This window comes from Caballeronia sp. dw_19, from assembly GCF_018449515.1.
Lineage (GTDB): Bacteria > Pseudomonadota > Gammaproteobacteria > Burkholderiales > Burkholderiaceae > Caballeronia.
Genome location: NZ_JAAVUQ010000021.1, coordinates 51,693 through 63,846, shown reverse-complemented (window position 1 = coordinate 63,846; position 12,154 = coordinate 51,693). Strand labels below are relative to the sequence as shown.

11 protein-coding genes are annotated in these 12,154 nt (G+C 59.5%); 7 read left to right on the top strand and 4 right to left on the bottom strand.

Features of this window, described 5'->3' with window-relative positions:
- Positions 1–3 precede the first annotated feature (3 nt).
- Both xylF and xylA read right to left on the bottom strand, forming a co-directional pair.
- The gene (gene xylF / locus HB376_RS24970) at positions 4–1,032 is read right to left on the bottom strand and encodes a D-xylose ABC transporter substrate-binding protein (protein WP_213766368.1); all 1,029 of its coding nucleotides are present in this window, start codon (positions 1,030–1,032) and stop codon (positions 4–6) included.
- Positions 1,033–1,287: 255 nt separating this feature from the next.
- Complete coding sequence (gene xylA, locus HB376_RS24965; RefSeq protein ID WP_213766367.1) at positions 1,288–2,604, bottom strand: xylose isomerase; 1,317 nt, start codon at positions 2,602–2,604, stop codon at positions 1,288–1,290.
- Positions 2,605–4,028: 1,424 nt separating this feature from the next.
- Between xylA and HB376_RS24960 the strand changes: the two genes are divergently transcribed.
- Complete coding sequence (locus HB376_RS24960; RefSeq protein ID WP_213766365.1) at positions 4,029–5,237, top strand: DNA-binding transcriptional regulator; 1,209 nt, start codon at positions 4,029–4,031, stop codon at positions 5,235–5,237.
- 39 nt (positions 5,238–5,276) lie between these two features.
- On the top strand, positions 5,277–6,347 hold the full coding sequence (locus tag HB376_RS24955; RefSeq protein ID WP_255631555.1) for an aldose epimerase family protein: 1,071 nt from the start codon (positions 5,277–5,279) through the stop codon (positions 6,345–6,347).
- Between the two features lie 16 nt (positions 6,348–6,363).
- Here the strand turns inward: HB376_RS24955 and HB376_RS24950 are convergent, their stop codons facing one another.
- Together HB376_RS24950 and HB376_RS24945 are read right to left on the bottom strand one after the other, a co-directional pair.
- On the bottom strand, positions 6,364–6,729 hold the full coding sequence (locus tag HB376_RS24950) for a cupredoxin family copper-binding protein (RefSeq protein WP_255631554.1): 366 nt from the start codon (positions 6,727–6,729) through the stop codon (positions 6,364–6,366).
- 29 nt (positions 6,730–6,758) lie between these two features.
- Positions 6,759–7,724 (bottom strand): metallophosphoesterase, encoded by a 966-nt coding sequence (locus tag HB376_RS24945; protein ID WP_213766362.1) that lies wholly within the window; start codon positions 7,722–7,724, stop codon positions 6,759–6,761.
- A 290-nt stretch (positions 7,725–8,014) separates the two neighbouring features.
- Here HB376_RS24945 and HB376_RS24940 point away from each other — a divergent pair, with 290 nt between their 5' ends.
- From HB376_RS24940 to HB376_RS24920, 5 genes are all read left to right on the top strand, one after another.
- Positions 8,015–8,623 (top strand): RNA polymerase sigma factor, encoded by a 609-nt coding sequence (locus HB376_RS24940; protein ID WP_213766361.1) that lies wholly within the window; start codon positions 8,015–8,017, stop codon positions 8,621–8,623.
- Positions 8,613–9,308, top strand: a complete 696-nt coding sequence (locus HB376_RS24935; protein ID WP_213766360.1) for an anti-sigma factor — start codon at positions 8,613–8,615, stop codon at positions 9,306–9,308. The genes HB376_RS24940 and HB376_RS24935 overlap by 11 nt, the downstream gene beginning before the upstream one ends.
- 720 nt (positions 9,309–10,028) lie before the next feature.
- Positions 10,029–10,382, top strand: a complete 354-nt coding sequence (locus HB376_RS24930; protein ID WP_213766452.1) for a hypothetical protein — start codon at positions 10,029–10,031, stop codon at positions 10,380–10,382.
- 25 nt (positions 10,383–10,407) lie between these two features.
- Complete coding sequence (locus HB376_RS24925) at positions 10,408–10,944, top strand: YMGG-like glycine zipper-containing protein (protein ID WP_213766358.1); 537 nt, start codon at positions 10,408–10,410, stop codon at positions 10,942–10,944.
- Between the two features lie 691 nt (positions 10,945–11,635).
- Entirely contained in the window at positions 11,636–12,109 is a 474-nt protein-coding gene (locus HB376_RS24920; protein ID WP_213766356.1) for a hypothetical protein, read from the top strand.
- Positions 12,110–12,154 lie beyond the last annotated feature (45 nt).

The following is a 12,154-nucleotide window of genomic DNA, read 5'->3' as shown; positions in this document are numbered from 1 at the left end:
GTATTAATTTCCCGCCAACTGGGCCTGCGTATAGAAGCCGTCCTTTATCACGGTATCGACATTGCTCTTGGTCAGGAGCGTCGGCTGCAGCAACACGGTGTTGACCTGCTTCTTGCCGTTATCGTATTTCGCGTTATAGGCCGGTTGCTGCCCTTTCGCCAGGTCCACCGCCAGTTTGGCCGCTTCGCCTGCAATCAACTTCAGCGGTTTATAGACGGTCATGGTCTGCGTGCCATCCACCAGGCGCTTGACTGCCGCCAGGTCGGCATCCTGCCCGGAGATAGGCACCTTGCCCGCGAGGTGTTGCGCGGCAAGCGCCTGGATCGCGCCGCCGGCCGTGCCGTCATTGGACGCCACGATCGCGTCGATCTTGTTGTCGTTCGCGGTCAGCGCGTCTTCGGTGATGCGCAGCGCGGTCGCGGCGCTCCATTCCGGCACCCATTGCTGGCCCACAACTTTGATGTCGCCGCGATCGATGGCCGGCTTCAGGATCTTCATCTGCCCTGCACGCAGCATCTTCGCGTTGTTGTCGGTCGGTGCGCCGCCGAGCATGAAGTAGTTACCCTTGGGCTGGGCGTTGAACACGCCTTGAGCCTGCATTTCGCCGACCTTTTCGTTGTCGAAGGAGATATAGGCGTCCACATCGGCGTCGAGGATCAGACGGTCGTACGACACCACCTTGATGCCCGCCTTCTTCGCTTCCGCCACTACATTGCCGAGGGTTTTCGAATTGAACGGCACGATCACGATGACATCGACACCCCGCGAGATCAGGTTTTCGATCTGCGATATCTGCCGTTCTTCGCTGGCATCGGCGGATTGCACGGACACCTTGGCACCCAGCTTCGTGGCGGCGGCGACAAAATAATCGCGGTCACGCGACCAGCGCTCGACCCGCAGGTCGTCAATACAGAAGCCGATTTCAGGCTTGTCCTTGCTCGCATGAGCGAGGGTAGGAAGTACGGACAAACTGGCGAACATCGCTCCACAGACCAGCGATCCCAGCACGGCACGGCGTTTTGCGAACTTCATGTCTCACTCCTTTTTATGGTTGACTAGCCGATGCGTCTTCCTGCGTGGCCGGTCAGGACAACGCATGTGCGAGAGAGGGGACGTCGGCGGAATCTACTGCTTGCGCCGCGAATCGATGTTCGCGGTCGTCGGTTTTGCGGGTGGGTCGTCTCTTTATTTTGTCGTTAGCTTGGGCCCTTGATCGCCTTGGATGCAATTGCGAAATCAGCCGGGCCGCTTAATGATTTTCGATGCGGGTTTCCGCGAATAAGCACATCACTTATAGATCGCCCTGTTCACGATATTTTCAAGCTGCTCCTGTTGTCCGCTCACATGCTGAGGGTTAACACGACGTCCAAGCGCATCGATAGCCAGCGACTCCAGAGAGTAACCGCCCGAGAGTATCTTGCGGCCAAATTCCGTGTCCCAACCTGCATAACGCTGCGTCTTGAATTCGGCAAGCTTGTCGTTCTCGACCAGCGTGGCGGCCCGTTCAAGTGCAATCGCTATCACGTCGATCGCGCCTATGTGCCCAAAGAACAGGTCTTCGGGCGCTACGCTCTGGCGCCGTACCTTCGCATCGAAATTCATGCCACCGGTGCTGAAGCCGCCGTGCCGCAGGATTTCATACAGCGCCAGCGTCAGCTCTTCAACGCTGTTCGGAAACTGGTCGGTGTCCCAGCCGTTTTGCGGATCGCCGCGATTTGCATCGACACTGCCGAAGATGCCTAGCGCGTATGCCGTCGCAATCTCATGGTGGAATGAATGTCCCGCGAGCGTTGCATGATTCGCTTCAATGTTTACGCGGATTTCATTTTGCAAACCGAACTGTGCGAGAAAACCGTGGACTGTCGCCACGTCGTAGTCGTACTGGTGCTTGGTCGGTTCTTGCGGTTTCGGCTCGATCAGCAACGCGCCTTTGAAACCCGTCTTGTGTTTGTGCTCCACCACCATGTTGAGGAAACGTCCGAGCTGATCCCGTTCGCGCTTGAGATCGGTATTGAGCAGCGTGTCGTAACCTTCGCGACCGCCCCACAACACATAGTTTTCGCCGCCAAGCCGATGCGTGGCCTCAAGTGCCTGGAACACCTGCGTGGCTGCGAACGCAAATACTTCGGGGTTTGGATTGGTCGCGGCTCCTGCTGCGTAGCGCGGGTGCGAGAACAGGTTCGCCGTACCCCATAACAGCTTGATGCCGGTCTCTTCCTGCTTGGCCGCCAGATAGTCCGTGACGCCTTTGAAGTTGTTGACGTAGTGCTTGATGCTGTCGCCTTCGGGTGACACGTCCGTGTCATGGAAGGTGTAATACGGCGCGCCCAGTTTCGAGAAGAATTCGAACGCCGCGTCGGCTTTCAGATGGGCGCGTTCGATAGCGTCGCCGGGTTGCTGCCACGGCCGGTGAAACGTGCCTTGGCCGAACATGTCCACGCCCGGCCAGACGAACGTATGCCAGTAGCAGACGGCCAGCCGCAAGTGATCTTCCATGCGCTTGCCGAGCACCAGTTTGTCGGGGTCGTAATGGCGATAAGCAAAGGGGTTATCCGACTGGGGGCCTTCGTAACGCACGGCGGGCAAATGTTCGAAATATGACATGGGCGTCTCCTTCTTTTTAATGTGTCACCATGCTGCCAGCATCGTCGCGGACCGGGCAATTGCGAAATCCGCCAGCGCTTATGGTGTTTCTTGAGGTTGGAGGTTAGCGGGAGGGGGGCGTTCGCACTTGGGGTTTGGTGGGCTATGGTGGGGTGGTGGGTTCCCGGGGGTTAGTGGTCGGGGTTAATGCCGGGGTGGTCGGTTCTGGGTTAGCGGTCGGGGTCAGTGCCGGGTTGCTGCTTTCGGTGTTAGTGGTCTGCGAGAGTCGGATTTTCTCTTTATCACTATTAGCCACTGTGCGTGGCGGCACGTCATTTCTTTGTCCAAAGCGACAAAGAAACGAAGCAAAGAAAACGCTTTTAAACCACGCTACCCTAAGTGTCCACAGCGTGCAGTTTTCATTCATGGGTGCCCCAAAAGCACGGTGCTCGCCAGAGCCACGGATGTGTGAACCCCTCCTTCTCGCGAATCCTGACACGAACACGCTTCGCCCCGTACGCTCTCGGGCAAGCACCATTGCCAAGGAACCACACGCTTCGCCACCAGTGATTGAACCTGCCCAAGGAGCACCCCGCGCTATCCGCGGACGACCAAACACCAAATGTGTAAGCGCCTCGAACCTCGTCGCCAACCCTGCTGGAAACGAAGCCGCAAAGATGCGGACGGCCGTGACCGACGAAAATAGCTGTACAGAACGCGCAGCCAATTCACAAAAACTGAAGCAGTAAACACAAACACGCAAGAAGCTGTGGCCTATGAATACGGTCGCACAGACCAGGAGCTAAGCTGTCAAAAAGCCGCAGCCGTAAATACCCGTAAGGCAGTGCGGGTTCCTTAGCAATTGTGCTTGCCCGAGAGCGTACGGGGCGAAGCGTGTTCGTGTCAGGATTCGCGAGAAGGAGGGTTTCACACATCCTTCGCTCTGGCGAGCACCGTGCTTTTGGGGCACCTATGAATAGAAACTGCACGCTGTGGACACTTAGGGTAGCGCGGTTAAAGCGCTTTCTTTGCTTCGTTTCTTTGTCGCTTTGGACAAAGAAATGACGTGCCGCCACGCACAGTGGCTAATAGTGATAAAGAGAAAATCCGACTCTCGCAGACCACTAAGGCCGAAAGCACCAACCCGGCAATGAACCCGACCGACCACTAACCCCGGAACCGACCAACCCAGCACTAACCCCGACCGCCAACCCCAGAACCCACCATACCCCCAAAAAAATCAACGCCCAAACCCCGAGTGCGAACGAACACCCCTGCCCAATTTCGTAACACCACTAAGTGAAAATCAGGCTGGCGGTTCCCCGGCGCGCGGGCCTAAAATCAGCAAACGCTAAAAAGACCCCGTAAAAAAACAGGCGCATATTGCGCCGCAACAGAGACGATGGACATATCGCGGCCAGCGGCATGCATCCATACGGAGTTCGATGACACGACCACAGACCGCTCAGGCTTCACACCGGATCGCGCTGCTGTTCAACGCGAACAAGGTGTATGACCGCGAGGTGATTACCGGCATCGGCAACTATTTGCTGTCCACGCGCGTCGCATGGGATCTCTTCCTGGAGGAGGATTTCCGCTGCCGGCTGAATGGCATTGAACGCTTCGAAGGCGACGGCATCATCGCGGATTTCGACGATCCAGCAGTGGCCGAAGCATTGGGAGATTCCCAACTGCCCGTGGTCGCCGTAGGTTCGTCTTATGCGGACCCGACATGTTATCCAGCCAGGCTGCCCTATATCGCAACCGACAACACCAAGCTGATGTCGCTTGCGTACACGCATCTGATCGGTGCGGGCTTGCAGCGTTTCGCACTTTACAGCCTGCCTGAAGCACCGGAAAACCGCTGGGCACAAGAGCGTGAACTGGCCTTCAAGGCGCTGCTCGCAGCCGATGGGCTGGAGGCAGATATCCATCGCGGCCTGCCGACCAGCGCGCCGGTCTGGAGCCAGGCAAGCGCACAACTGACCTCATGGCTCGAGAGCTTGCCGAAGCCCGTCGGCGTGATCGCCGTGACCGATGCCCGCGCGCGGCATCTGCTGCAAGCGTGCCTCATCTCCGGTATTCCCGTACCTGAGCAAGTGGCCATCATTGGCATAGACAACGATCCGTTGACCCGCTCGCTCACCCGCATTCCGCTCTCCTCCGTGATCCAGGGAACCGAGGAAATGGGCCGTACAGCGGCTCATTTGCTGCACCAGATGCTGGGCGGCGCGCGCTTTCACGGCCGGCGCATCCTCGTGCCGCCGGTGGGCATCAACGTGCTCGAATCGACTCGCCATCAACCGGTGTCGAGTCCCTATGTCATGCGTGCGCGCCATTACATCCGCCAATACGGATGCCAGGGCATCAAGACCGAGCAAGTGGCCGATTACGTGGGCGTATCGCGCTCGTCGCTGGAGGATCACTTCCGCCGCGAACTCGGTTGCACCGTGCATCAGGAGATACTGAATCACAAACTCGATGTCGCGAAGCAACTCCTCGCTCGTCACGATCTATCCAGCGCCGAAGTCGCCATCCGCTGCGGTTTCACTTCGCTGCAATACATGTACGCCGTGTTCCGCCGCGAGTTGGACTGTACGCCGCGCGAATATCAGGAGCGCCTGGCGGTCGCGCCCTGCGCACAACCCGGCTGATCCCCGCCCTCCATGAGTTTCGCCGAAATTTTCGCCGATATGCCCACCCCTCTCCGCCCAGGCTCTGCGCGCGTAAGTGTCGAACGCTGGGGGGAGTTACCCGGCGGCGATGTTGCGCGCCTGTTCACGCTGCGTAATGTGCACGGCATGCGCGTCGCAATCAGCGATCTCGGTGCAACGCTGGTCTCGTGGAATACCGCTGATCGCGCGGGACGCGTGGCAGATGTCCTGCTGGGTCACGACACGCCCGCCGAATATTTCGCCGGCCATGCTTATCTGGGCGGGGTGATCGGACGCTGGGCAAACCGCATCGAGAACGCCCGCTTCGCGCTCGACAACGTTGCCTATTCGCTCGATCGCAACGAGGGCGATAACCTGCTGCATGGCGGCGCGGCAGGATTTCATCGGGCGCTGTGGGACGCCCGCGAAGTGGACGGCGCACTGGTCCTCACGCATGAATCGCCAGAAGGCGACGCGGGGTTTCCAGGCAATGTGTCAACCACATTGCGCTATACGCTCGACGACGACGGCACCTTGACGCTCGCGTATGAAGCCGTATCGGATGCACCTACACCACTGAACCTGACGAACCACGCCTGCTTCAATCTGTCCGGCGACGAAACCGCCGATATCCGCGGCCATGTCATCTCCATCGATGCCGACACGTTCTTCGAAGTCGACGCCGCCCTGATCCCCGAAGGCCGCGCTCAGGTCGCGGGCCATGCGTTCGATTTCCGCGCAAGCGCTCCGCTCGGCGCACGGCTCGACTGGCCACACGATCAGCTCGCGCGTGCTGGCGGTTTCGACCATTGCTATGTCGTGGGCGAAACCGGCAAAACGCTCAAGCCCGTGGTACGGCTCTACGACCCCGGCAGTGGCCGCGAGTTGACAATGGGAACCAACGCCCCCGGCGTGCAGTTCTATACCGGCAATCATCTGGATGGCATCGTGGGACGGCACGGACAGCGTTACGGCAAACACGCCGGCCTGTGTCTCCAGGCCGGCGCGTTCCCAAACCAGGTCAACATGGCGGACGCGGGAAGCGTGATCGTGCGCCCCGGTGAACCATACCGGCAGGTCACGTGGTATCGGCTGGGTCTGCAGCAATAGCCCGTAGTAGTCCCTTCTATTTCACAACAATCGTGCCCGTCATGTGCGGATGGATCGAACAGAAATACTTGTACGTGCCGGGCTTCGGGAACGTCTGTGAAAACTGCTCCCCGGAATCTAGCGGCGCCGATTTGAATTCGCGCGGCGTTGCATCGTTGACGATGGTATGAGGCATGTCGTCATGGTTCTCCCAGGTCACGGTCGACCCTGCTGAAACGGACAACTGAGCAGGACTAAACGAGAAGTTGTCGATCACAACGATAGCCGCCGGCTTCGCCTCGGCGGCGAATGCGGGCGCAGCCACCAGCGCCGTTGCAAAGGATACTGCGACCAGCGTTTTGGCGGCGGTCTTCGCTACCCATACACGCCGAAGATCAGACATCATCGTTCTCCGCTTGTTCAAGATGGCGCTCATACGCTGAGCCGCGTATCGACAATGGCCAGGTCAGCTTTGCCTGGAACATAGTTGACTGTGCGCACCCCGAGCATCTTGCGTAGCGTGTCCGCCGGGACCTTCATCGGACCGGGACCTGCTGCCGTGCCCGGTGCGGGTTGCGGAAAAGCGGTCGACAACGCGGAGTAAAAATTGATCTCACCTTCAACTTTTTGTGCGACCTGATGCACATGGCCGTTGAGCACCGTGACCGAGCCGAAACGCTTCATCAGGCTCAGCGCCTGCGCGCTGTCGTCGGTGCCCCAGCCCCATTGCGGATACAAAGACCAGAGGGGGATATGCGCGAACACCACCAGCGGCGTGCTGCTCGTGCGCGCGTGCAGGTCTTGCTTCAGCCACGCTAGCTGTTCGTCGCCGAGAAAACCCAGGCCGCCGCCACGCAGATCCAGCACGTTGGTCAAGCCGACGAAATGCACCCCGCCTTGATCGAAGCTGTACCACTTGGGGTCCGCGGGTTTGGCGAAGCGCTCGAAATATGAACCGCCGTCATCGACGAGCACGTCGTGTTCGCCCGGTACGTAGTGCACATCGAGCCCGGCGCTCTGGACGATCTGCGTGGCGGTGTCGAACTCGCCGGGCTTGGACAGGTGGCTGATGTCGCCGGTATGGATGATGAACCTGGGCTTCTCCGAGCTAGTGCGGATCTTGTCGACGGCTTCCTGCAGCGTGCTGGCAGGATCAAGGTTCGGGTCCTTGCTGAAGCCAATATGACTGTCGCTGATCTGCACGAAGCTGAACGCATGACGGTCGATTTCGGCAGCCTCTGCGGTGCCCCCTATCAGCTTTGATCCCGGCACGCCGCCGTTCAGGGTCCACAGCATGCCTGCACCGGCCCATGCCATGCACGTCAGTGCGGTGCGCCGTCTGGCGCCGTGTTTCGTGAGGGGGTCGGGCGGGAGGATTTTTTTGTCGAGGTCGGGCATGAACGGCTCCTGATGGATGGGTGTGCAAAACGGGTATGCACGTGGCTATGCATTGGCCCATGCCCATCAAACTCAGAGGTCCAGCGCTTTATTCCTGGTCAATTTTTTTCGCCAAACTCGCATAATCGGGAATAAATCAGGTAGTTGACCGGTAAGTACAGTCGAGAGCCGGCGTCTTGAATTGCGGTATTGCGGACCGACCGGCGACCCGTCGTGCGCGTCGGCGTGTGGCGCACGTTTTGCACGTTCCACAGGTTCCGCGGCAACACCGCTTGCCAGGGAGAGTACCGATGGCGAAGCACTCGCCGAATCGCTTCGATGCGGTGATGCTGCCGCATCTGGACGCGGCGTATAACCTTGCCCGCTGGTTGAGTGGCAATCCCACGGACGCCGACGACGTCGTGCAGGAAGCCTTCCTGAGAGCCTTCCGTTTCTTCGATAGTTACGAGGGCGACAATCCGCGCGCCTGGCTGCTGGCGATCGTGCGCAACACGTGGTTCACCGAATGGCGCAGGCAACATAACCGTGTGGATGCCACGCCCTACGACGATTCGCTCAACGTCGACGATCAACTCCCCGGCTGGGCCGATGAAAGCGGCGACGATCCGGAAAAGCTGGCGGTGCGTCAGGACGAGACCGAACTCGTGCATCGGGCGTTGGCTACGTTGCCGGTTGAATATCGTGAGGTGATCGTCTTGCGTGAACTGGAAGACATGAGCTACAGGGACGTAGCGGCCGTGGCGGGCATCCCGCTGGGCACAGTCATGTCACGGCTTTCGCGCGCGCGCCGCCTGTTGTGCGCGGCTGTACGGGCGGCGCAGGGCGGCTCGGAACAGCAGGCGATCCGCCTGGTCAAAACACCACCCGCCGGTCCAGAGGAGTCCAAGCGTGGAAACTAAATCCAACTCATCGCTCGCGGGGAAACTGCGCGACGGGTCGCTTTATGAACGGGCCCCTGAATCCTTGCGCGCGCAGGTGCAAGCCCGGTTGAAAGCAGAAACGGCCAGGAAAAGTCCATCGCCTTGGAACGGGTTGTGGCGCATGGCGGGATTGCCGTTCATCGGCGGGGGAATCGCGGGGATCGGCTTGTGCTCGCTGGTCTTCATGACGCTGCTCTGGACCCGGCAACCGCCCCGAGGCGCTGACCTGCAACAGGAGATCGTTTCAAGCCATGTACGGGCGCTGATGTCGGCGCGCACGATGGATGTGCTGTCGAGCGACCAGCACACGGTGAAGCCCTGGTTCAATGGACGTATTGACTATGCGCCGCCCGTGGTCGATCCCCAGGCGCAAGGCTTTCCGCTGGTCGGCGGGCGGCTCGATTACGTGGATCATCGCCCCGTTGCCGTCATGATCTACCGGTATCTGAAACATCCGATCGACTTGTACGTCTACCCTGATGATCGTAGCAAAAGCGCTGGCAAAAGCGCGCCGTCGTCCACGCCTCTGATCACGCAATCCGACGATGGTTACTCGCTGGTCGAGTGGCGTCAGGACGGCATGGTGTATTGGGCAATCAGCGATGCATCGCCGGTCTACATCAAGCGGTTCGCCGAAGCGATCAGAGCTGAAACGCGGCAATAACCGGAAGCGGACGGCCTGAGCCCGTGGTCCGCGGTTCATTTGTTCGCGGACCACGGGCCGGCGTGATGGTCCGCATCATGGCGCGGCCCGGGCCGCTGCTGCGCTTGCGCTTTTATCCGACCTCGCCGCTTCCTTGTGGCGCCACTGCCGGTGACCGTTTTCCAGCGGCGCTACGTCGCCTTGCGGTTCTGCTACGCTTGCAGCCGCGTCAGGTGTTGCGTCAACGCGCTCTCTTCCATTGCCATTCGCACCGACACTTGCTCGCGAATAACCGCTGGTTGCGCGAGCAACTATTCACAGACACCTGCTCTTGTGCCTGAAGACGATTCGGCGTCTCATGTAAACAACACTGCGTCTGGAATTATCGGGCGAATTGATCGTTTTCAATCCTGAGACCCTGCTTCGGGAACGCGTGGGCGAATGCATGCATTCGCCGCCAAGTGCCCGGAATTACAGGCGATTTTCGAACGATTCTCGTAAAATATATTACTTTATACTGTCAATTTTCTTTCTAATAGACACGTTCACTGCAGTTTTGTAACGATCGGAAAAATGGCGAGTAACGTCTGTAATGGCGCTTCGTGGTCAACTGAATTAGCGTTCAGGTGTGCTCCTTTTAATGCAGCAGATCGCGGGACGGTGCGATATCTGCTTACTGCTTACGGTAAAGAATCGGGGAGCGTGTCGTCAAACCAGGTTGGGAGAAATGTCGTGAAACGCCTGAATTCTTGCTTGCCGCTGGCGGCGGTCGCAGCCGCCGCAGCCTATCTCTGCGGGCCGGCAAATGCTGCACGTGTTTTTGTTGGGGTGGGCGTGGGTGTGCCTTATTACTATCCGGTTGCACCTGTTCCGTATTACTACCCCTATCCTCCGGTCGTGGCTGTACCGGCACCGCCACCGGTCAACTATGTCGAACAGGGACAAGCGCAGGGTCCGGGGCCGTCGGCCGATGCCTCCGGACAGCAGGGTGGTTCCTGGTACTACTGCGATGCATCGAAAGCGTATTACCCGTATGTGAAGGACTGCCCGTCCGGCTGGCGTCCCGTGGCGCCGCAGCCAGGCAACTCTCAGTAATCCTTGAATGGAAGATCAAAGCGTCATGAAGTATCCAAGACTTGCATTACTCGTTTCAATGGGGGTTTCGCTGGGCATTCTTGGCGGGTGCGCCGTAGTGCCGTCGGGACCGAGCGTGATGGCCCTTCCTGGCACTGGCAAGACTTTTGACCAGTTCCGCGCGGATGACGGTTCGTGTCGCCAGTTTGCGTATGGGCAGGTGGGCGGCGAATCGGCCAATCAGGCCACTACCAACAGCGCGGTGGGCAGTGCAGTGGTCGGTACGGCGTTGGGCGCCGCGGCAGGTGCGGCGTTCGGCGGCGGTTCGGGCGCAGCTATTGGTGCCGGCGCTGGCTTGCTGGGCGGCAGTTTGTTTGGTGCGACCAATGCGCAAGGTTCGGCGTATGACGTGCAGCGACGCTATGACTACGCGTATCTGCAGTGCATGTATGCGAACGGCAACCGCGTGCCAATGCGCGGCCGGATGATGAGCGCACCGCCGCCGCAAGGCGTTTATTCGACGCAGCCGCCTCCTCCGCCACCGCCGCCCGGAATGCCGCCTCCTCCGCCGCCGGGGTATTGAAGAAGGCGCGCTTTCGTTGGTTTCGTTCGCACCCGGCCAAAGGGTTCAGTTGGAGGAGTGCGAACGAAAAACCTATCCAGGCGTATGGATTGAGTCGCTGATTGTGCGCGCGCAATCAATCACTGTTGGTGCCAGGCGCTGCTTCGCTTCGGCGAGCGTCCGGTGAGTCGTCGGCGCGACAACAGCACCGATCCCACTGGCCGCCGCTCCCGGTCAACCACGGCCGCTGGAATCGTCATATCGCCAATAATCAGCCCTTCCCCGTTCGACGCATAGTCGCTAAGCCTCCCTTGCATCAGCCGAGAATCACTCTCGCCCGAGATCCGTCACCGTGTACCGCGTATGCACCACACGCTCACGCCTGGTTAAAGCCAATCTGCATCGCATTCAACACAAGGTGGTAACGCTTCGCGCGCGGATGCTTCTTCACATACCTCAGCTTTTCAAGCGTGTAGGTCATCCGCTGCGCTGAACTCCTGGTGATCGACTTAGCCACCGCCATCCCGGCAACGTCATCGTGTTTCACTGCGGCCGGGGTACAAGCAAGTAGCGCCAGAGCGCACCCACCTGCAGAAAAAAGACATCCGGGAACCGAAGAAGCGTAAATTCATTGGATAGGTTCCGGCCTGTTGCGTGGATCATGCGACGGGTCAAACGTCGAAGTCGGACAAGTTGTACAGGAGGAGCAGCCATGAACACAAAACAAAGTAAAAAGGGACATCTCGAAGCCGCAGCGTCGCATCACGAGCAGGCCGCGCGATTTCACCGCGAGGCGTCACACCATTTCGAAGCAGGCAAGGACTACGACCACGCCGCCCATCAGGCGGTCATGGCACACGGTTATGCGCTTCACGCCATAGACGAGGCCAACAGCGTCGTCAAACACAACGCCGGTTCGTCGACAGTATTGCCGCCGCCAACGGGTTCCGCTGAACACAGCACGACCGCCGCGCAGCATCACGCAACAGCCGCGGAACTCCATGGGCAAGCGGCACAGCATTTGCGCCACGCAGCCAAACTCTTCGACGATGACCGTAGCGCTGTTGCTCACGACACCCAGCTAGCGTTTTCCCTTGCCGTGCGCGCGCTATCTCACGGGAACGAGGCGGCCAGGCAGCATGTCACGTCAATCCGCGATAAAACCCCAATCACCGGCGCGGCCTGAGCACACGGTTAAACGATGTTGCCGCGAGCAACATAAGGGAAACCA